Raw genomic sequence first — 21,135 nt, 5'->3', positions numbered from 1 at the left:
TCGCCTAAGGGTTTTCAATTCACAGGATCGCTGTCCGCCTGCGCCGCAAGCTGTTGACTCAGGCTTTAGCGTTAGCGTGATAGCATCGGCAATTTGACCTGCTTAGCGATAGCAAATAGTTGATAGAAATGATAAAAAGCAAACATTGGAGTCGTGAGGTCAATATGGATATGTTATTAGCAGAAAATACCCCCATTCGTCAGCAGCAGCTAGAGCAAAAGCTGGCGCAGTTTAAAGACCCACATCTTGCCAACGTGCTCTCGGCGTTTATTCGCAGTAGTGTCGATCTCTATCCCAGTGCAAGCGAAGACTATAGCCAGTTAGGTAACAGCCGACTGGGTGGATTGCCGGATTTGCCTGTAGGCATGGATTATCCGGTGACTTTGGTCGGAAGGGAGGAGATGTTGGATGCTTACGCTGAGGAATTCGACCACACTCGTGAGTATATCGAGGAGCATTATGGGTGGTCGCAAGATTGGGATTGGGACGAGGCGGCGCAGGCCTTCCGTGTGCCGATGCAATTTATCGCACAAATCAATTGTAACGAACTGAAGGCGTTGCAATCTTATTTGCCCCGAGAAGGGCGATTGTTGTTCTTTTTGGAGCGCTGGCGATTCTCGGAAATGCTTCGCGGCCATGTTTATTATGTCACTGAAGATCAGCAACTGAACTCTGGGAAAGCGATTGCCGAACTTAAGTTCGACGATGCGGTATGTGCAAACTATGAGTATGAGGCGGCTTATCAACTTCAGGGGATTGCCAGCATTAAGATGATTGCCCCTGACATGATTAATAGTGACAACCCGCATTTATTAAAGTTAGCCAAGGCACATTTACAAGCGCTACCAGAACCGCAACAAGCGATGGTGCTGGAGGCCATAGAGGTTGTGGATGATGAATTTGTACCAGAGTGGCAAGATCAGCTCAAGGGCTATGAGCTGATACAATTGAATGAGCAGGGGTTAATTCCCGGCCAGATTCTCACTCAATCGCAATGGGCTAATACCGAGTGGCAGTCATCTAACTTGCAGGCATTGCTCGTCCCCGAGCAGCCACTGCCGTATTACGATAGTATCGCCAGCATTAATGATTATGGAGATAGCCGCTATAAAGCCCCCGAACTCCACGCCGCGGCAGAGTTAGGTGGTAATGCCGAAGATTATCTGGTGCTGCTCAAAGTCATCTACAGTGAGCACTCTATGCGGTTGAATTTTATTATCCACCGAGACGATCTCGTATCGGGAAAATTCGAGCGCATTTACTGCATTTATGACAACTAGCTGAGCTATAACCAGCCTTTTTGTTTGGCAATGCGGGCGGCATCGATTCGGTTGCTTGCATTGAGTTTGGCAATGGCTTCGGATAAATAGTTACGTACCGTGCCTTCGGCAATAAACAGCATCTCGGCAATTTCGGCGGTGGATTTGCCTTCGCTGGCAAACCGAAGGGCGCGGCGTTCTTTATCATTGAGGGGATCGACATCGCCAATTGCCATCATTGCCAGCTCAGGATCGATGACGCGTTTACCTGCCATCACTTGTTGAATCGAACTGACGAGGGTTTCTGAGGGCGCATCTTTTAGCAAAAATCCACCGACACCCGCTTCGATAGCGCGTTTAATGTAACCCGCGCGGCCAAAAGTTGTGATCACCACCACTTTGGTTTGGCTATGTTGCTCCTTTAGCCAAGCGGCTAGCTCCAAACCTGTTCGTCCCGGCATTTCAATATCCGTGAGTAATAGATCAAAATGCTGCTGTTTGAGGAGGCTTAATGCTTCATCGCCATTGCTGGCTTGAGTTATGGTAAAACCGCCAGCGAGAGTTAGCAGTGCTGCGAGCGCGCCGCGCACCATGGCTTGATCTTCCGCCAATAGAATCTTCATTAATCTGTTGCTCCCTGCAAAGGTAGACTGACGGTAAAGGCGTATCCCTGCTCAAGATTATAGCGTAAATGACCTCCGAGGCTATCGAGACGTTCACGGATACCTGTGAGCCCATTTCCTTCGATAAAAGGTCTTGCTAAGGCATTATCTTTAACCTCGACATTAAGGGTATTTGCCTGCTCACTAAATTGAATGCTGCATTGGCTGGCGTTGCTGTGGCGCAAAATATTATTCACGAGTTCAGTTAAAATCAGCACAAGTTGGCTTTCTGTTCTGGCGGGTAGTTTTGGTAATTCACCGATTAACTCTACGTAGATGCCTTTGTCCCTGAGTGAATGACATAGCTGGGTGATGCAACTTGCTAAGCCTTTGTGTTTATAGTCTGAGACGGTATGCCTTATTTGGCTCAAGCTTTCCCGCGCAATTTGTCCTAGCTCTTGTAGTTGAGTCGTTGCAAGTTGATATTCTTGTTTCGCCAGTAGTTTTTCGGCCAATTCAGCCTTTAGAGCAATCGATGACAAACTGTGCCCCATAATATCGTGCAAGTCTCTGGCGATACGCTCCCGTTCAACCATAGTGGCTAAGGTGCTGATCTCTTTGGCGCTTTGTCGCTCCTTCAATCTATGCTGGTAACGTCTTCGCTCTGCTTTACCGAGCATACCAACCCCTAATACTAAGGCTGAGCCGTACATTGGAAAATAGTAGCTATTGAATTGACTAACGTAGTTGAGCAAGAACAGTGTAACTAGTATCCCGAGCCAGCATAACAAGCTAACTCTAAAGGAATAAAAGAAACCAATAAAGAAACTGGCAAAGGTAAAGAGTGAGATGGACCCGGGATTAATAGGGGTAATGGCTATAGCAAGTACTAACATGCCGATAATAGGCCGATGGGCGCTGCGGAAATTACAGCGGTAGGTCCAAAAATAGCAGTAAATAAAGGGAACCAGCACGGCTAAAATTAAGATAATTTGCCAGCTAGGATAAGGCGTAATAAACAGCGGTATCAGATAAAACGCGAGGTTTATTAAATACACCCATGCGAGCTTTCGTTCCAATTGTAGGGGGTTATTTGTCATATCGCTTCGCCTAAGATCCATTTTGCTGCTGAGAGTAGGATTGGCCGTAAGCATTAGCCAATCCTTTTGCCTTTTCTGGGGTTATTTTGCACTTATTTGCTGATTTTGTTGAAGTAAAAACTTAGCCCAACCATAATCTTTTTCCACTTGCAGCGCCTGTTGCCAATCTTCGATAGCCCCTTGGGCGTCACCTAACTCCTGTTTTGCGAGTCCGCGCCAAGTGTAAGCCTCTGCCTCACCCCAGCAAATTTTCTCGCAAGGTTGATTAAATCGCTCAATCGCATTGCTGGCGAGTGTCTTGGCAACTTGCATGCTGCCTCCAAACATCGCTGGCGTATTATAGGCGGCGATTGCTTTCACTAATGCGACCCGCGGATTAAGCGGTGCCAGCTGTTCGGCCTGAGCAATGGCGTTAGCGGATTTGATCCCAAGCTCAGCGCCTTTGCTGTTATCTAAGGCGATTTGCATACCATACACGGATGATAATAGTGCTAGGGATTCGGCATCGGCTTGACTGTTGATTAAGGTTTCTAAGCTCGCTTGAGCCGAGGCTAAGGCATTATCTGCAATTGTTTTTTGTCCCATCACATTGGCGCTGATGGCTAAACGATAGTTGGCATAAGCCGCCTCGTAATCTTGAGTGGCAGTGCTGAGCTGTTGCAATTTATCAATATTTAGTGTGTTAGCCGCTTTGTCTACCTCAGCGATATTGGGGCTAGAGTTCGAAGCCGCGAACGCTGGCACGCAGGCGAGGGTAAGGCTTGATAGCAGTAAAAGTGTTTTCATGGTATTTCCTTATTGAAGAGATTGCCCATTGCTTGGGTACGGCTTCATTATCAGAAATCCCTCGACACGATTGCAGGCACAAAGGTCATCAATTAGGCATGACAAATGTCATTCTTTAATGGCTACATAGCAAAACACCGGAGTGGCTCCGGTGTTTTAGTAAGCTAAGGTGAACGCGTAAATCGTTAGACTACCGCTTGGCTGCTGGCTTGGTTGACTAGGTAAACCATGTAGCCTAAGTAAGCGATAAGCAGAGTTGCACCTTCGCGGCGACCAATTCGTAGGCCAGACCAAGCAAAGGGTAAAATGATTACGGCTAACGCCAGCATGACAATAAAGTCTAAGGGTTGGAAACCAAGCCCAGATACAGGGTAAACGACGGCGGTCACGCCAAGAATACCTAATATATTAAATATATTTGACCCAACGATATTACCAATAGCAATATCGCTTTCGCCTTTGAGTGCCGCTAAAACCGAGGTCACTAGCTCTGGCATACTGGTACCAATAGCGACAATAGTCAGGCCGATAATGACTTCACTGACACCAAACACTTTGGCTAAATCAACAGCGCCATTCACAAATAAAATACCACCGCCGACTAACATTCCGATGCCGACAATAATAAACGCGATTGAAAGCAATGGATTTTTAGGACCTTCTTCAATCACTTCACCATCGGCATCAGTAGTATTTTTGGCGCTGAAATAGCTGAAAACCAAGTAGCCGACAAGGAGTGATAATAAAATGATGCCGTCAATCAGGCTGAGTTCGCCATCTAGCAATAATCCCCAAAACAGCATAGAAGCGAGGATCATCAGTGGAATATCCCGTCTTACCATCTGCGATTGAACTTGGATCGGGCGAATAAGCGCAGTAATTGCCAAAATTAAGCCAATGTTGGCGATGTTAGAGCCAATCACGTTACCCAGTGCAATGCCGCTATTGCCTGCCAAGGCTGACTTTACGCTTACCGCAAGCTCTGGTGCGCTGGTACCGAAAGCCACAATCGTTAAGCCGATCACCAGCGGCGTAATCCCAAGACGAAGTGCAATGGAGCTTGCGCCACGGACTAAGGCCTCTGCGCCTAAGGTTAAAATAATAAAGCCGCCGATAATTGAAAGTGCAATAAGCATTTTGGACTCTGTTAAACCTGATTGAGTGAATTAATTTAAGGTGTATCACCTTACGCTGATAGGCGTACATGATACGTGTTTTTAATTTGCTTTGACAGAATATGTCATAAAAAAGCACGCCGAAGAGCGTGCTTTAATCATAACGGTGCGTTTTGACGTTATTTTGTGACTAACTCATTTTCCCAGCGTACTTGAGCACCACGGATCCCGTCCACCCTTTCACTAAAGGCTTTCTCAAGCACGTGGCGCTTGATCTTCAGTGTGGGGGTTAATACATCGTTTTCAATGGTCCAAGGTTCACTCACCACCACAATGGCATCCACATGTTCGTGGGATTCTAAATGTGGATTCACACTATCGAGTGTCGCTTTAAGGGAAGCGCGTACTTCTTCACGGGCTTGTAGGTTAGCTCCCTCAGAGAGTTGCACTAGGGCTACAGGGTGCGGCAAACCAGAGCCAATAACACAAATCAGCTCCACATGAGGATCTTGTGCAAGCTTGCGCTCAATGGGCACTGGTGCCACGTATTTGCCTTTAGCGGTTTTAAAGTTGTCTTTCACGCGGCCAGTTATCGTCACACAACCATCGGTATCAATGGCGCAGAGATCGCCGGTATGGAAGAAACCATCAACATCGAAGGCCGCCGCGGTGGCTTCAGGTTGCAGATAATAGGCGGTCATTAGTCCTGGGCTCTTAATGAGTAGCTCGCCATCTTCACCTTGGCGGATTTGGCAATCTTGTACTGGCTTACCCACAGTGCCGATTTTACGCGCATCGAAAGGGTAGTTGATGATGGAGTAAGCACAGTTTTCCGTCATCCCCCAGGCTTCGCAGATATCCAAGCCAATGCTGTGGTACCAGTGAATCAGCGAGGGCGGAATAGGCGCCGAGCCAGAGCCGAGTAAGCGGCAATGGTTGAGTCCTAACCCTTTGTGGATCTTGTGTTTTACTAGGCTGCTAATCAGTGGGATTTTTAGTAATAGATTGAGTTTGCCAACACCAATCTTGTCGATAATGTTCTTCTGGAACAGGCTCCACAGCCGCGGAACCGAGAAAAACACTGTCGGTTTAGCACGCTGCACATCGGCAACGAAGGAGTCTAAGCTTTCGACGAAGGCGACAGTGCTGCCGGAATAAAAGGATGAGCCTTCAATCGCCACGCGCTCGGTAATATGGGCTAACGGTAAGTAGGACAATAATCTATCTTTACCATCTGTACGTAGATCGCGCACCACCGCTTGGCAAGTCCAACCATAGCTAGCATAGGTTTGAATCGCACCTTTAGGTTGACCCGTTGAGCCCGAGGTATAAATCAGCGTCATTATCTGATCGGGTTCGGGTAATGGCGCTTCAATCAATGGGTTGCCCATATTGAGCAATTGTTCCCATTGATATTGAGCTGGCATGGTGTCGTAGGGCATGGCGAGACGCAGCAATTCGCCGCCGACACCGGCTTCTTGATCGGCCCAATGATCGAGCTTACCGAGGACAATCGCTTTAGCCCCACTATGCTGCAATACATAGCGAATGGTATCTGGATTCGCAGTCGGATAAATAGGAACGCTGATATAGCCGCCGTGCATCAGGGCGAGGTCGGTGATAAACCATTCGGCACAGTTTTTAGACAGAACGGCAATCTTATCGCCCGGCTCTAAGCCTAAATGACGCAACGCGCCAGCGAGTTGTTGGACTTTTTCTTGTACTTCATTCCAAGTGAAATCAAGGTATTGTCCCTTTATTGGCTGGCGCAAATAAATCTCATCCCCACGCGTATTCGCCCAGTGCGCCAGCATTTCAATTGGCGTCTTAATCGCTTTATCCATAGGCAATTCCCTGTTCTTTATTGTTATTTTCACCCCAACATAGGTGCCCAGTATGGCGAGTTTTGTGAGGCCGCGCAAATAGTTTGCAAGATTGTAAAATCACTAAATCTGCAAAACAGCCTAATGGGCGAGTATGAAATGAAAATGAACTTAATCACAGGTCAGAGCAGGAGCCGCGGGCGCATTAGGCAATAAAAAAGGCGCCTAAGCGCCTTTCATATCGGTGGAAGCTTACAGCTCCATCACGCCGTCCATTTCGACTTGTGCATCCTTAGGCAGCTGCTTCACACCGATAGCGGCGCGAGCTGGGTAAGGTTGGCTGAAGTAACGGCTCATGATTTCATTCACTTTGGCGAAGTGGCTTAAGTCCGTCAGGAAGATATTGAGTTTAACGATATCGTTGATCGTGCCGCCGGCTGCGGTACAAACGGCGGTTAAGTTTTCAAACACTTGCACGACTTGCGCCTCAAAATCATCGCTCACGATCTGCATTGTGCTTGGCACCAGTGGGATTTGGCCGGATAAATATACTGTGTTGCCGACTTTAACCGCTTGAGAATAAGTGCCAATTGCCGCTGGGGCGTTTTCGGTCGCGATAATGATTTTTTCTGCCATGACGCTCTCTCTAAAATAATGATCAACGATTACGGGATGTACGCAACACCTCGGGCAGTACCCTGATACGGCGCATCACGTTAGCTAAATGGATCCTGTCCTTCACCGAAATTCGCAGGTTAATCAAGTAAACGCGGCCATCGCGCTCTTCGGTGCTAAGGTTGTGAATGTTCGAGCCCTCGGCGGCGATAATCGAGGTGATCTTCGCCAGCGCGCCTTGGTGGTTAACAATTTCCACCCGCAGATTGGCTTGATACTCGACGCCTTCGACATTGTCCCACTGTACGGGAATGTATTTATCTGGCTCGCCTTGGTAACCGCGAATGTTAGCGCAGTTTTCCATGTGGACGACTAAGCCTTTACCTTGGCTCACGTGGGCAATCACCGCATCACCAGGGATGGGGCGGCAGCAGTTGGCGAAGGTCACTAACATGCCTTCGGCGCCGCGGATTGGCATCAGGTGAGAGTCGCGGCTCTCTTGGTTGTCTAAATTATCGCCAATCAAACGTTGGGCGATGACTATGCTCATGGCATTGCCAAGGCCGATGTCGGCGAGTAAGGAATTTAAATTGGCGTGCTTGGTATCGCGTACGACTTTATCAATCTGCTCGGCAGGGATGCTATCAAGCTTGGTTTTACCCAGCGCATGGTTAAGCAAACGGCGGCCAAGGGCAATGGCATCGTCTGCTTTTAGGCTCTTGAGCACTTGGCGGATTTTGGCGCGGGCTTTACCTGTGACCACAAAGTTAAGCCAAGCGGCATTCGGACGCGCGCCTTTAGCGGTAATGATCTCAACAGTTTGGCCGGAGATTAATGGCTGGCTTAACGGATAAGCTTGGCGGTTAACGCGGGCGCCGACACAGGTATTACCCACATCGGTGTGGACTTCATAGGCAAAGTCGACGGCGGTGGCGTTAACCGGTAATTCTAAAATGCGACCTTCGGGGGTAAACACATAAATCTCTTCGGGGAAGAGTTCGGTTTTGACGTTCTCCACGAATTCGAAGGAGGTGCTGGCGCTCTGTTGTAATTCCAGCAAGCTTTGCATCCACTTGCGGGCACGCACTTGCGTGGTGGTGCCTTGGCCATCGGCGCCGCCTTTGTAAGCCCAGTGGGCCGCAACCCCTTTGTCAGCCATTTGATCCATATCTTCGGTACGAATTTGGATCTCAACGGGCACGCCGTGGGGACCGAATAACGAGGTATGTAGCGACTGATAGCCGTTGGCTTTGGGGATAGCGATATAATCTTTAAAGCGACCCGGACGCGGTTTATACAAACCGTGCATGGCACCGAGCACGCGGTAGCAAGTATCGATGGAGTCGACGATGACGCGAAAAGCGTAGATATCCATCACCTCTTGGAACTGCAGTTCCTTGCTCTGCATCTTGTTATAGATGGAGTAGAGGTTTTTCTCGCGGCCTTTAACTTTGCCTTTAATGCCCGCATCGTTTAGGCGGGTGAGTACCGCGGCCTCAATACCTTGAATGAGCTCTTTACGGTTGCCTCTAGCCGCTTTTACCACTTCCCTTAGTACCCGATAGCGCATGGGATAGTAGGCTTGAAAACCTAAATCCTCTAACTCAGTCTTGATATTGTGAATACCGAGTCGGTTGGCAATGGGGGCGTAAATCTCTAAGGTTTCGCGGGCAATACGACGGCGTTTGTCAGGACGCAGCGCGCCTAAGGTGCGCATATTGTGAGTGCGGTCGGCAAGCTTGATGAGAATAACGCGGATATCCTGCGTCATCGCCATCATCATTTTGCGAAAGTTTTCTGCTTGAGCTTCTTTCTTATCGCGAAACTTCAGCTTGTCGAGCTTAGACACCCCTTCAACCAATTCAGCCACCGATTCGCCAAATCGCTCGGCTAAATCTTCTTTGGTGACATAGGTATCTTCGATGGTGTCATGCAGCAATGCCGCCATCAGCGTCTCATGGTCGAGACGCATTTCGGCGAGGATGCGGGCGACCGCAACCGGATGGGTAATATAAGGTTCGCCGCTAGTGCGCATTTGCCCTTCATGGGCATCGCGCGCAACTTGGTACGCCTGCTTGAGCAATTCTACCTGTTCGGGTTCTAAGTAACCGGAAGCAGACTCCTTTAGACCTTCAAACAGATACAAGTGGCAGCTCTCCTTTACCCAAACAGGTGTGACTCAATTAGACTTATAGTGAACGACCTTCAGCGATGGCGGCAACAGCTGCGATTTCAGCTGCTTCACGCTCACGCACTGATTGACGCTCATCAGCATCTAAAGTGTGAGCATTCACTAAACCTAGTTCGATTTCACGCAGGGCGATAACCGTTGGCTTGTCGTTCATCTCTTCAACCATAGGGTCTTTACCCTGCACGGCGATTTGGCGAGCACGACGCGCCGCAACCAGGATCATATCAAAACGGTTGCCGATTTGTTCTACGGCGTCTTCTACAGTTACGCGAGCCATGTGTTGAAACTCCAGTTTATCTAGGGGAAAAAATGACGCAAAATTGTACACTAAGGCAGTTAGCCTGCCAACAGATCGTTAAGCATATCATTTTGCGCGTGGATCTGACTAGCACCCGTTAAGCGTTGGCTGCGAATGATCGCCCGCAGATCCGCCAGTGCTGTGTCAAAATCGTCATTGACGATAATAAAATCATATTCTTTATAGTGCGACATTTCAGAAACCGCCTGTGCCATACGGCTGGCGATCACATCAGCACTGTCTTGGCCACGGCCTGTGAGACGTCGTTCTAGCTCATCCCTTGAGGGCGGTAGAATAAACACGCCAACGGCCTCAGGCATTAAGGCTTTAACCTGCTGGGCACCTTGCCAGTCGATATCGAGGAAGACATCGATACCTTGAGTCAAAGTGTGCTCAATCACGTGGCGCGACGTGCCATAGTAGTTACCGAACACTTCAGCCCACTCAAAAAAGGCATTTTGCGCGATCAGTGCTTTAAATTCTTCAACATTAACAAAATGGTAGTGTTGACCATCAACTTCACCTGGGCGCGGCGCGCGGGTGGTGTGCGATACTGAAACCTGCATATCGGCAGGTTTGTCTTTTAACAATGCCGAAATTAGCGAGGATTTACCCGCACCACTTGGCGCTGACACAATAAATAAATTTCCGCGTGCGGTCATGAGCTAAATATCCAGTTGGTTAACGCAAGAAGGGCCCAGAAAGCCGAGTATTATACAGATTTTGACCTTAAAAACGCTAGGGCTTGTTAGCCAGCAATTGTTGTCTATTTATGTTTTGCGACAGTTAACGCTGACGTTGGTGCATTTTTACGGTTTACTGTGACTCAAAGATCGGATACTGAAAATCTCTGCGTCCCTAAGCCTTGCTGAGCCTGAGAATTAAGCCTGATTTAGCTTTAGATGGATATAATCAGCATTTTTGCTTATCTAGCGTCTTTATTGCACTGACAAGTGCGGCTAAATTCGTTACGCTCATGCTTATACGACATAGAAGGTCGTGTGCGCTTGAATTATTTCACTATAAAGGAAGGGTCGTGCTGTTAAAATCTCTTTTCTGCCTTCACGGGCGTGATTCCCGCCCCCGCTTTGTTGTTATCAGTGTTGGTGTCTATTTAGGCATATCACTGGCTGTCGCCGCATTTGGGGCGAACTTTCTCATGTATCTTTTAGCGTTAGTAGGCCTGCCTTTACTTGCCCTCACGGCGCTGCGTCGTTTAAATGATGCGGCCAAGCCTAAGGCTTTAGTGGTGGTGTTTATGTTGCCGCTGCTGATTTTACTGGCGCTGTATATTGTGGCTGCGCCACCAGTATTGGCGATATTAGGGTTAGTGTTGGGGGCTGGCGCGACTTTTTGGGGAACCCGTTTGAAGTCGCCAACTATAGTGGATTACCGTTTTGGTTATTATGGACCAGCACTCGATGCGCCTATCTCGCAGGCGATCCCCCGTCGCCGAGTTGAACCTGTGATCACGCCAAAGGCGGCTGCTGCGCAAAATGCGGTGCCTGATGTATCAGCAAATATTCCTGTTGCGACTCCGGCAGAAGCTTATTCCCAGACAGAGCCAACTATTTCGTCTGCTGTTGCTGAGCCAGAACTTGAGGTTTTGCGCCAAGATGAGCTGCGCTTTGATGCCTTAACCAAGATGACTGCCAATCCAGCGGATTTTGTGGTGCCTGATGCTGTAATTGAGGGGCATGCCGATTTTCGTCCCGCTAATCCGAGCCGAGTAGAGCAAACGCGAATCGACCTCGCCGAGGTAGATTTAGCTCAAGTGGATTTGCAGGGAGAAGAATTTAAGCGTGCGCCGCTCGATCCTGCTGAGCACAGTGATGAGCCGGTGTGGCGCTTTGATCCCGATGACAATGCCGATGTTTTTAATGACACCGAGCATGCTGAAGAAGTGCGTCGTCGCCGCGCCGAAGCTAAAGAATCCGGTTCTATGACCGAATTGTTTAGGGGCGTTGCGGAGTTTTTTGCCCCTTATCGTCGTTATGTTAAGTTGCCTAAATTACCTAAGCTGGAGCGCCGTTACTGGTTGCCTGTCGGCGGCGGTGCGGGCGCTGTGTTGTTAGTCTTGCTGGTATGGGGATTATGGCCTAGTTCTGATGAGTCGCAGGTAGACGAGTCGGTTGTGCCAGCGGTGCCTTCAGCACCTATTGCAGCAAGCGATCGTGTGACCTTAGATCTGCCCGACGGTTTTTCGGTGGCGTTAGAGCAAGATGTATTAATTATTCGTTGGTTGGGTGAACGCGACAAGCCGCAAAACCTGTGGTCTATTGCTACGGCGAAGGGTGATAAGAGTTGTAGTGCATTAGTGTTTAATAATGGCACTGAGTATCGCACTATCACTGTGGATTTGCTTGCCGACTCTGCCACTGAAGCGCGTTTCACGCCGCTTGATACCGCTAATATCATTACCGATTTAGCCCGCCGTGGCAGCATTGGTTTGTGTGGTTATAAGTTCAGCCTCAAAGGCAGCCAAGCGGTTTTAGAGCCAAATCGTGCCTTTGGAACTTATTTAGCCCGTTAAATAGATAAAAATAAGCTTAAATGCTAGTCAGGATTAGAGGGGTAGATTACACTTTTGCTCCTCTTTTTCTCCGATCTTGTGTTGCATGCGCTCGCATAGCCGATGACGGCGAGGTTCGGGAAAATTTCTTTAATACGAACTGAAAACTCAATCCCACATGAATACAGATTTGACCTTAGTCATTATGGCGGCGGGCCTTGGTAGTCGTTTTGGCGGCGATAAGCAGTTAGCCTCCCTTGGGCCTGCTGGCGAACCCATGTTGGTGTTATCTATTTTATCGGCTATTCGCAGTGGATTTCAGCGCGCCGTATTAGTGATCCGCCCTGAGCTTGAGGCGGAGCTCTCCGGGATATTGACGCAGTTTTTACCCGCAAACTTTGAATATCACTTTTGCTACCAGTCATTAAGTGATTTGCCACAAGACGCAAAGCTTGCTGATTTTAGCCATCGTTTAAAGCCTTGGGGGACAGCGCATGCGCTCTGGTGTGCCCGCGATTGGGTAACAGGGCCAATGGCGGTGATCAACGCCGATGATTTTTACGGTGACAGCGCCTTTGCCTCACTCGCGAAGGGATTAACCGCCAGACCTAAGGATTGGATGATGGTGGCTTATCCTATCGAGCTAACGTTATCTGAGCATGGTGGAGTAAACCGTGGCTTATGCCAAGTTGAGCATGGGCAACTACGCTCGGTCGCCGAGTGGTTAAATATTCAAGCACAAGAAGATGGTTTTGTGGGCGAAGGACCAAATGGATTGGCAAAGCTTCCTCTACAGTCGCTGGTGTCCATGACCTGTTGGGGCTTCTCGCCAAGCATATTTAATGTTATTAAACAGCAATTAACCGCATTTATTGAACAACAGGGCCAGTTGCCGAAATCGGAATGCTATTTGCCCGCAGTGGTTCAGGCGGCAATTGAGCAAGGTGTGCCCGTTTATGTTGATGTGGCCAGCGAACCTTGGCTCGGTGTGACCTATCCGCAGGATACTGTCTGGGTAAAGCAAAAATTAATGGAGTTATTGGGTGATAAAACTCATTAGGCAGTCAGTGTTGCCTCATTTTGGAATTGAAGCCGACGAGGCAAAAATCTCAGCGTTAGGGAATGGTCATATTAACGACACCTTATTAGTGCGTTGGCCTACGGGTGAATTGGTGCTGCAACGTATTAACACCCAAGTGTTTAAGACGCCGCAGGCGCTGGTGAGTAATGCCGATAAGATCAGCCATCATTTATGCGCCAAGGCATTGCAGCAGCAATATGGTCTGCAAGTGGTTAGCCCTTGTCTTACCCAAGAGGGTGAACTTGCTATCGACTTAGGTGAGCAGGGATTTTGGCGTGCGATCAGTTATTTACCCCATAGTTTAAGTATCGAAGTGGTGAAGTCTGAAGCGCAAGCTGAAATGGCCGCCAAGGCTTTTGGTCACTTTGCCTGTGCATTAAGTGATTTTGACGCCACCGAGCTTGAAGATGTGATCCCGCAGTTTCATCACTTGCCAGGACGGATGGAAATGCTGCGCCAAGCGGTGCAGCAGGATAAAGCCAAACGCTTAGAGTCGTGCCGTCAATGGGTTGATTACGCGCTGTCGCAGCAAAGTTTATTGGATGAACTAGCTGAAATCTCGCCGCAGTTACCGCTGCGGATCTGCCATAACGACACTAAAATCAACAATATGCTGTTTGATAAGCGCGACATGTCGAGCATGGCGATTATCGATTTAGACACCTGCATGAAAGGTCATCTAATGTATGACTTTGGCGATATGGTGCGTACTTTCTGTTCGCCCGAGGAAGAAGATTCTACTGCCCTTGAAAATGTTAAAGTGCGCCAGTCGATCTTTGCCGCCATTTGCCGTGGCTATTTAAGTGAGCTCTCCGAGGTATTAACTGAGGTCGAAAAACGCAGCCTTTGGCTTGGGGCGCGAGTCATTTGCCTGATGATCGGCGTGCGTTTTTTAACGGATTATCTCAATGGCGACGTGTATTTCCACGTGCACCGTGAGGGTCATAATCTGGATAGAGCGGCGAACCAGTTTACCTTGTATCAAAGCCTGCTCGACCAAGAGGCTGAACTTAAAGCCTGTTTCTAGTCTGCTTTCTGTTAGCAAACGCCCCGAATGGGGCGTTTTGTTTTTTGCTTATATACGACATAATTGCCCCATTAAAAACCCTCAGTCTCATATGGATTTGGCTTGGAATGGGCAACCACGAAGTACCCACTGCATTAACTTGTGCGCGCCGTAGCGCCAGAAATCTCTGGTTAAGATGTACTCTGCGTCGTTCGCAGCAGGAAGCCGTTGCCTCGTCGATGATGACGGCGACGAGTGATAACTTTTTCAATGCTTACGCGATTTTTCTCGGTGCTAGTCTTGCGCAAATGGGCTTTGTTACTGGTTTACCGCAGCTCTTTGGGGCGATGTCGCAGTTAGTTTCTGTCTGGTTAGCGAGCCATTTTTCCCGTCGCGGGTTTATCGTTTGCTGCGCAGCTTTGCAAGCTGTTGTGGTATTGGCGATGGGCGCGTTGGCGGCCTTTCGCCCCGATCACGCAGTGTGGATATTTATCGCGCTCGCCGTGGGGTATCACGGTTTTATTAATCTTATCCAACCCCATTGGCGCGCGTGGATGGGGTCGATCGTGCCTGAACGTCGCCGTGGCGCCTTTTTCGCGGCGCGTACCCGCTTAACCATGGGCGCATCCTTAAGCGTGTTCTTTATTGGCGGTGGCATTCTGACCTTGACCGATTCGCAGCAAATGGCGTGGTTGGGTTTTACGCTGCTGTTTTCGATTGCCGCTATGGGGCGTTTTGTCTCGGCTTGGTTATTACTGCAAATGCACGATCCTGATCCGCGCGAAGCCAAGCAGCGCGGCGTGTTTATCCAAACCATTCGCAATTTTCGCGGCGCATGGAAGGATAAAACCTTTCGCCAGTACAGCTTGTTTGTGGCCAGTATGCAGGCGATGGTCGCCATATCGGCGCCGTTTTTCGCTGTGTATATGCTAGAAGACCTGCACTTTAGCTACATCGAATTTGTGCTCGCGAGTGTGGCCTCGATAGCGACTCAATTTGTGACGCTAAAGTTTTGGGGGCGATTTAGCGATCAATTCGGCAATCGTTTGGTGATGATTATTACCAGCTGCCTGATCCCAAGCTTGCCATTGCTATGGCTGTTTTCCGATAACTATCTGTATATTCTCCTTATTCAGGCATTTTCTGGGCTGGCGTGGAGCGGCTTTACCTTAAGTACCGCCAATTACCTTTATGATATTCGTCCCTTTCGTAGTGACTTTGCGACCTATGCAGCGTTGCAAGCGTCACTCAGTGCAGGATTCGTATTTGTGGGGGCGATGGTTGGTGGCACGATTGCCTCCCATGCGGCGGACTTTTTAGTCTGGTCGGGTTGGAATAGCTGGCTCAGTAGCCCGATTTTTGTGGTGTTTTTGGTGTCGACCATACTGCGCGCATTCGTGACACTGTGGTTTATTCCGCGCTCGGTCGAACCCAAAGTCAGGCCTCGGCCGCAGTTACTGCAACTTATCTTCCGTATCCGCGGTTTTAATGCAATCTCGGGCGTGAGTCTCGACTGGTTAACTGTGGTCAAGCGTCGGAAAAATAATGATTAACCTAGAATCTAGAATCTAGCTCCTAGATTTTATAATCAAAAAACTTACGTTTTTCAGGCCCCGAGGCATTGGCGCTGATCTTATTCGGGTGTTTATATTCATCCCAACTGGCCACATTGCGGCCGACATTGAGCTTAGGAAAGTTCTGCTGATTTTCGCTAGCGGCTAGGCCCATAAAAGCCAATAGCTGACCGAGGGCACCTTGTTGGCTCACATCGATACTGAGTAAGTCGTGTCTGCCCGAAAAGTAGTTAACCACCTCAGCTTTATGACGTTGATAACAATCGATAAGATGTTGTTCATCCTGCGGATTTTCGACTATACCTACGCCAAAGCTATGGCGAAAGCTGCGCTTCATGATTGGGTGGAATCGGCCAGTTTTGGCATCCAAATGTGGCAGCATTCGGCTGAGTAACATCTGCATCGACGGCACCCAAGAGTCTAACTCTCGGTCAATATAGACAAACTTGGCCTCGGGGAAGAGTTTATCTAACTGCTTGAAATCGCTAAAACAAGGCGCATCGGAAATCGCATCAGCCTGCATAAAGGCTGCTTTAGTAAACGCCATATGTGCCACTTTTAAACCTTGCTCCAATAGCGCCACGCTTACGCTCGTCGTCCCCGTGCGGGGCAAGCCGATAAAAATAACCTTCTGTTTTTGCTCGGCAACAACCGACTCATGCTTAATCGCATTTGGCTCGATTGCACTCGGCTTGGTTGCACTTGGCTTGGTTGCATTCGGCTTAATTGCACTTGGCTCGAGTAAATTTGGCCTGATGTCATTGGGTTTAGTCGAATCGCACTGTGGCTGATTGAGCTGCACATCTTCACTATGGTTATGCCCTTGAGAATCGGGAAGGGTGGCAATAGTTGCGTTATCAGGCATGGATTTGGCTCGGCATTCTTGTCAGCGTGGTCGCGATGGGTAGGTAAATTGGGGTTTAACATTAGCGTTTTATCAACGTTGGCAGTATATCGCAGTGCACAGGTTTTGGCAGCGCAAAGCTAGCGTTGCGTCGGTATTGCTTTGTCGCGGTAATCAACAGGATAAATTCCTTTATGCTAGAAGCATTTGGGCAAGGTGAGGCGATTACTTGTATTATTTGCCTCATTTTTTGAGGCGAATATGTTTGTTAATCGCCTCATTGTGTGAGTAGAATAGGCTTGTTATTTGACTCGTGGGGTAGGATATGTGGATTTGGCAGCAAGCTGATTGGCCTAAGTTTCATTGGAATACCAGCAGCATTGATGCCTTGCTGCGTCAGGTATATTTCAATCAGGGCCAACTGCTCGGCAAGCAAATGCTAACTCACGACGACAGCCTGTTAACCTCAGCGGCGGCACTCGACACCTTACTCGCTAACATTATCCACTCCAGTGCCATTGAAGGTGAAAAGCTCAATGCGGCTTCGGTGCGCTCATCCTTGGCTAAAAAACTCGGCGTGTCCGAAGGCAAACCGTATCCGACCACAGCGCAAACCGATGGTTTGGCTGACATTATGCTCGATGCCTTAAAGAATTTAGATACAGAGTTAACCCTTGAGCGGATATTAGGTTGGCATAAACAGTTATTTCCCCAAGGTTATACGCTCTTTAACCCCGTTATTGGTGGAGTGCTACGTGGCGATACGCCTATGCAAGTTGTCTCAGGCCGGATTGATAAAACAACGGTGCATTTTGAGGCCCCCTCTCGAGCGACTTTGGACGCTGAACTCTCACAGTTTATTGAATGGTTTAATGCATCAAGGCAAGATCCGGGCTTAGATCCGCTTATCCGTGCGGCGATAACTCACCTTTGGTTTGTGACTCTGCATCCGCTTGATGACGGTAATGGGCGCATCACGCGTTTATTGACCGATTTTGCTTTGGCGCAAGCGGAAAAACGCTCAATTCGTTTTTACGCTATGTCGGTCAGTATTCTGGCCCGTCGCCAAGCCTACTATGACATTTTAGAGTCTACCAAAAGGGGTGATGTCGATATTACTCCTTGGTTAGTATGGTTTTTTGAAACCCTCAATGATTGCTTACTCAATGCGATGGCTGATGTGAACAAGACTCTGCGGAAAACGCAGTATTGGCAAAATCTCGATCAATCCCTATTGAGTCAGGAGCAAGCCAAAGTGCTCAATCGGATGTTAGATGGCGATTTTGAATTAGGGATGAATAGTGGCCAGTATCAAAAGGTCGCTAAGGTGAGCCGTGCCACCGCCACCCGTCACCTTGCGCAAATGGTCGAGCAAGGCTTTTTAGTAAAAGCCGACGCCGGCGGCCGAAGTACGAGGTACTTATTGCCGAGTGTGAGGTAGATGGATTCAGCGCCAATAATCATTTTGCATTTTGTTAGTGATTACCCTGCGTGACCTTATGCCCAAATCATTATGTGCTAGATTGAATGTGACTCATAGTCCGTAGACGTATTGTCCACAAGTAAAGATCATCATGAAAACTCTTAGCAGGATTATTCATGGAAGATCATTTGCTTACCTCATTTGGTACTCATCTAAAAAGTTTGCGACTTGAGAGATCGTTTTCGCAGGAGCAGCTCGCATTAAAAGCGGACATGGACAGAACCTATGTCAGCGGCATTGAACGTGGTCAGCGTAATGTGAGTTTGATTAATATATTCAAGCTCGCAAAAGCCTTAGATATTCCCGCGAAACAACTTCTAGATTTTACCGTTGAGGACGCATGATGACTCAACGAGCATTTTATTCTGCGAGTTTTAAAGATTTTCTATCAGCAGAGCCCGATGTGATTACCGGGCAGATATCACGTTTCCATACACAGCATTTATTGCATTCACAAACTCGCGCTTGGTTGACTGAAATTGAAATTCTCAAACGATCCTTGGCCGAGAGTGTTGAGCGAGAAGGGCATATTTTCATTGAGTTTATGATCCCACGAATGGGGCGACGTGCCGATGTCGTGATGATATTTAAAGGGATTGTTTTTGTAGTAGAGTTTAAAGTTGGCGCAACAGTATTTACCGCTGCCGATATGAGGCAGGCTCATGGATATGCCTTAGATTTAAAGAACTTTCATCGCGGTAGTCATGATAAATATCTAATTCCTCTGCTGGTCGCCACAAAAGCGCCCAGCCAATCGAAAGATCCAATATTCGCAAGCGATAATGTTGCTTCGACCTTGTGCATTTCTCCCGATGAATTGTTTTCAAGAATGCGCCTAATTGCTGAACAGTTGAATCAACCTACTTTTGATCCAAATTTGTGGGCTGATTCTGGTTATTTGCCGACGCCAACCATTATCGAAGCGGCACAAGCTCTGTATGCGTCGCACAATGTTGAAGATATTGCTCGTAGTGAAGCGGATACTCAAAATCTTGGGCAAACGAGCCTGCAATTACTTCAGTTGATTCACAATGCTCGTATCAATAAGCGAAAAATAATTTGTTTCGTTACCGGCGTTCCGGGGGCGGGTAAAACCCTTGTAGGGCTTAATATTGCGAGTATTCACGCAAACAGGGAAGAGAATGAGTATTCTGTTTTCCTCAGTGGTAATGGCCCCTTGGTGGCGGTATTACAGGAAGCCTTAGCTAGGGATCGATCTTCTAGAACTGGTGATTCTATCAGTGCAACTAGAAAGGAGACTGAATCATTTATTCAAAATATCCATCGCTTTAGGGATGAATATTTGCATGGTGGCGTGCCGCCTGAAAAAGTGGCCATATTTGATGAGGCTCAACGGGCGTGGGATAAAGAGCAGGCAAGCGATTTTATGCGTCGTAAGCGAGGTATTGTCGACTTTGATAAATCAGAGCCTGAATTTCTCATCGAAGTAATGGACCGTCGTCAAGACTGGGCGTTTATTATTGCGCTAGTTGGTGGTGGACAGGAGATTAATAAAGGTGAGGCAGGACTAGCTGGTTGGTTGGATGCGCTTAAGGCCAAGTTCTTAGATTGGGATGTCTATTTTTCCACGGCTTTATTGTCAGGTGAGTATGTTTCGCTAGGGGTAGATCTGAATGCGGTTCCAAGGGCGAATGTCTTACCTAACTTACATCTTGCCACATCCATGCGATCTTTCCGTGCTGAAAAGTTGTCCAGTTTTATTCATTACTTGGTAGCTGGGCAATGCGGGCTTGCTGTTAGCATTTATAAAGATCTAGAGCATGTCTACCCAATCAAAGTCACTCGCGATTTAGCTAAGGCTAAATCTTGGGTTCGGCAGCACAGAAGAGCTAATGAATCTATGGGAGTACTTGCTTCTTCTAACGGCATTAGGCTTAAAGCTGAAGGGATTTTCGTTAAAAATGAGATAGATCCTGCAAAGTGGTTTTTAAGTGGAGTTGAAGATATTCGTTCTGCTGAGTTTTTAGAGGATGTAGCCACCGAGTTTGACGTACAAGGATTAGAGCTAGACTGGTGTGTCGTTGCTTGGGATGCTGATTATCGTTTCAACGGCCAAGTGTTTGAGCATTGGGAATTTAGAGGAACTAAATGGGAAATGCGGCATAAAGCTGTACGTAAGAGATATCTTGAAAATGCTTATCGCGTATTGTTGACCCGGGCTCGTCAGGGCATGGTGATATTTGTTCCTAAAGGCGATAAATCAGATGAGACTCGAGATCCCAAGTTTTATGATCATACCTATAAGTACTTGATAAATTGTGGGATTGGAGTGATTTAATAAAAGCAAGGGTCGAAATTGTTCGACCCTTTTGGTTATTTTGAAACGAAAAAATTAATAAATTCATCAAGGTCACTAAAGACTTTGATTTGTTTGTCTTGAATATTACTTGCAGCAGTTTTTATCCAGTCAAAAGCTTTTTGTTTATAGCCTTTCCCACCGAGTAAAATGACTAAATTTTGCTCTGGTGCGAGGCGGAGAGACTCTAGGAAAAAAGGAAATTTTTGATCGACAGAGCCGCTTTGCTCTTGCTTGTGAGCTTCAATTCGGACTGCTCCTAGTGTTTGATGTTGTACTAAGAAGGCTGCCTTTCGAATTCCACCATACATATCTGTATAAGGCACATTTTTAAGGAACTCGTTTTGAGATGGAACACCTTGTGCTTCACAAAAGCCTAGCGCTACAAGGGATTGTTCAACTTGATCACAAAATTTCTGATTGGATAACATGCTTGCTTCATATTTACCTGAGTCTACTTCAGGTAAATCTTCAAAAAGTGATTCTTGGTTCATTCTCCATCCTTGGTTATTAAATCGCCCTTTAATGT

Annotated in this window: 19 protein-coding genes; 8 read left to right on the top strand and 11 right to left on the bottom strand. The window is 47.8% G+C overall.

Annotated elements, in window-relative coordinates:
• The first annotated feature begins 164 nt into the window (after positions 1-164).
• Positions 165-1,280: a DUF1963 domain-containing protein gene (locus KXJ80_RS21795; protein ID WP_218737593.1), complete on the top strand. Its 1,116-nt coding sequence runs from the start codon at positions 165-167 to the stop codon at positions 1,278-1,280.
• A 5-nt stretch (positions 1,281-1,285) separates the two neighbouring features.
• Here KXJ80_RS21795 and KXJ80_RS21790 read toward each other — a convergent pair whose 3' ends face one another.
• The 9 genes from KXJ80_RS21790 to gmk all read right to left on the bottom strand — a co-directional run bounded on the left by KXJ80_RS21790 (position 1,286) and on the right by gmk (position 10,451).
• A complete protein-coding gene (locus KXJ80_RS21790) occupies positions 1,286-1,882 on the bottom strand; it encodes a response regulator transcription factor (protein ID WP_218737592.1) in 597 nt (198 codons plus the stop codon).
• The gene (locus KXJ80_RS21785) at positions 1,882-2,961 is read right to left on the bottom strand and encodes a sensor histidine kinase (RefSeq protein WP_218737591.1); all 1,080 of its coding nucleotides are present in this window, start codon (positions 2,959-2,961) and stop codon (positions 1,882-1,884) included. Before KXJ80_RS21785 ends, KXJ80_RS21790 begins: the two co-directional genes overlap by 1 nt.
• A gap of 81 nt (positions 2,962-3,042) precedes the next feature.
• Positions 3,043-3,747, bottom strand: coding sequence for a tetratricopeptide repeat protein (locus KXJ80_RS21780; RefSeq protein ID WP_218737590.1), 705 nt, complete (start codon positions 3,745-3,747; stop codon positions 3,043-3,045).
• Between the two features lie 185 nt (positions 3,748-3,932).
• The gene (locus KXJ80_RS21775; protein ID WP_069453779.1) at positions 3,933-4,883 is read right to left on the bottom strand and encodes a calcium/sodium antiporter; all 951 of its coding nucleotides are present in this window, start codon (positions 4,881-4,883) and stop codon (positions 3,933-3,935) included.
• A gap of 158 nt (positions 4,884-5,041) precedes the next feature.
• Positions 5,042-6,706: an AMP-binding protein gene (locus tag KXJ80_RS21770; protein ID WP_069453778.1), complete on the bottom strand. Its 1,665-nt coding sequence runs from the start codon at positions 6,704-6,706 to the stop codon at positions 5,042-5,044.
• Positions 6,707-6,937: 231 nt separating this feature from the next.
• Positions 6,938-7,321, bottom strand: a complete 384-nt coding sequence (gene ridA, locus KXJ80_RS21765) for a deaminase RidA (protein WP_011624341.1) — start codon at positions 7,319-7,321, stop codon at positions 6,938-6,940.
• A 22-nt stretch (positions 7,322-7,343) separates the two neighbouring features.
• The gene (gene spoT, locus KXJ80_RS21760; RefSeq protein WP_218737589.1) at positions 7,344-9,446 is read right to left on the bottom strand and encodes a bifunctional GTP diphosphokinase/guanosine-3',5'-bis pyrophosphate 3'-pyrophosphohydrolase; all 2,103 of its coding nucleotides are present in this window, start codon (positions 9,444-9,446) and stop codon (positions 7,344-7,346) included.
• Positions 9,447-9,489: 43 nt separating this feature from the next.
• Entirely contained in the window at positions 9,490-9,768 is a 279-nt protein-coding gene (gene rpoZ / locus KXJ80_RS21755) for a DNA-directed RNA polymerase subunit omega (RefSeq protein ID WP_011624339.1), read from the bottom strand.
• Between the two features lie 59 nt (positions 9,769-9,827).
• Positions 9,828-10,451 (bottom strand): guanylate kinase, encoded by a 624-nt coding sequence (gene gmk, locus KXJ80_RS21750; RefSeq protein WP_218737588.1) that lies wholly within the window; start codon positions 10,449-10,451, stop codon positions 9,828-9,830.
• Between the two features lie 374 nt (positions 10,452-10,825).
• On the opposite strand from gmk, the gene KXJ80_RS21745 reads away from it, so the two are divergent.
• The 4 genes from KXJ80_RS21745 to KXJ80_RS21730 all read left to right on the top strand — a co-directional run bounded on the left by KXJ80_RS21745 (position 10,826) and on the right by KXJ80_RS21730 (position 15,941).
• Positions 10,826-12,322 (top strand): hypothetical protein, encoded by a 1,497-nt coding sequence (locus tag KXJ80_RS21745; protein WP_218737587.1) that lies wholly within the window; start codon positions 10,826-10,828, stop codon positions 12,320-12,322.
• A 157-nt stretch (positions 12,323-12,479) separates the two neighbouring features.
• Entirely contained in the window at positions 12,480-13,361 is an 882-nt protein-coding gene (locus KXJ80_RS21740; RefSeq protein WP_218737586.1) for a nucleotidyltransferase family protein, read from the top strand.
• Complete coding sequence (locus KXJ80_RS21735; protein ID WP_055647870.1) at positions 13,345-14,409, top strand: phosphotransferase enzyme family protein; 1,065 nt, start codon at positions 13,345-13,347, stop codon at positions 14,407-14,409. Before KXJ80_RS21740 ends, KXJ80_RS21735 begins: the two co-directional genes overlap by 17 nt.
• Before the next feature lie 107 nt (positions 14,410-14,516).
• Positions 14,517-15,941 carry an MFS transporter gene (locus KXJ80_RS21730; protein WP_218737585.1) on the top strand — a complete coding sequence of 475 codons (1,425 nt, stop codon included), beginning with the start codon at positions 14,517-14,519 and terminating at the stop codon, positions 15,939-15,941.
• Between the two features lie 22 nt (positions 15,942-15,963).
• Here KXJ80_RS21730 and KXJ80_RS21725 read toward each other — a convergent pair whose 3' ends face one another.
• A complete protein-coding gene (locus KXJ80_RS21725) occupies positions 15,964-16,827 on the bottom strand; it encodes a sulfotransferase family protein (RefSeq protein ID WP_218737584.1) in 864 nt (287 codons plus the stop codon).
• Positions 16,828-17,131: 304 nt separating this feature from the next.
• Between KXJ80_RS21725 and KXJ80_RS21720 the strand changes: the two genes are divergently transcribed.
• The 3 genes from KXJ80_RS21720 (at position 17,132) to KXJ80_RS21710 (ending at position 20,588) form a co-directional block, all read left to right on the top strand.
• Entirely contained in the window at positions 17,132-18,247 is a 1,116-nt protein-coding gene (locus tag KXJ80_RS21720) for a Fic family protein (protein WP_218737583.1), read from the top strand.
• Between the two features lie 158 nt (positions 18,248-18,405).
• Positions 18,406-18,633 carry a helix-turn-helix domain-containing protein gene (locus tag KXJ80_RS21715; RefSeq protein WP_218737582.1) on the top strand — a complete coding sequence of 76 codons (228 nt, stop codon included), beginning with the start codon at positions 18,406-18,408 and terminating at the stop codon, positions 18,631-18,633.
• Positions 18,630-20,588: a DUF2075 domain-containing protein gene (locus KXJ80_RS21710; RefSeq protein WP_259474511.1), complete on the top strand. Its 1,959-nt coding sequence runs from the start codon at positions 18,630-18,632 to the stop codon at positions 20,586-20,588. The genes KXJ80_RS21715 and KXJ80_RS21710 overlap by 4 nt, the downstream gene beginning before the upstream one ends.
• A 35-nt stretch (positions 20,589-20,623) precedes the next feature.
• On the opposite strand, the gene KXJ80_RS21705 is transcribed toward KXJ80_RS21710, so the two are convergent.
• Complete coding sequence (locus tag KXJ80_RS21705; RefSeq protein ID WP_037413671.1) at positions 20,624-21,100, bottom strand: PD-(D/E)XK nuclease superfamily protein; 477 nt, start codon at positions 21,098-21,100, stop codon at positions 20,624-20,626.
• Positions 21,101-21,135 lie beyond the last annotated feature (35 nt).

The sequence above is a fragment of the Shewanella xiamenensis genome (genome assembly GCF_024971755.1).
GTDB classification, from domain to species: Bacteria; Pseudomonadota; Gammaproteobacteria; order Enterobacterales; family Shewanellaceae; genus Shewanella; species Shewanella xiamenensis.
Note: the sequence above shows the minus strand (reverse complement) of the source record. Positions and strands in the feature narration are given on the sequence as shown.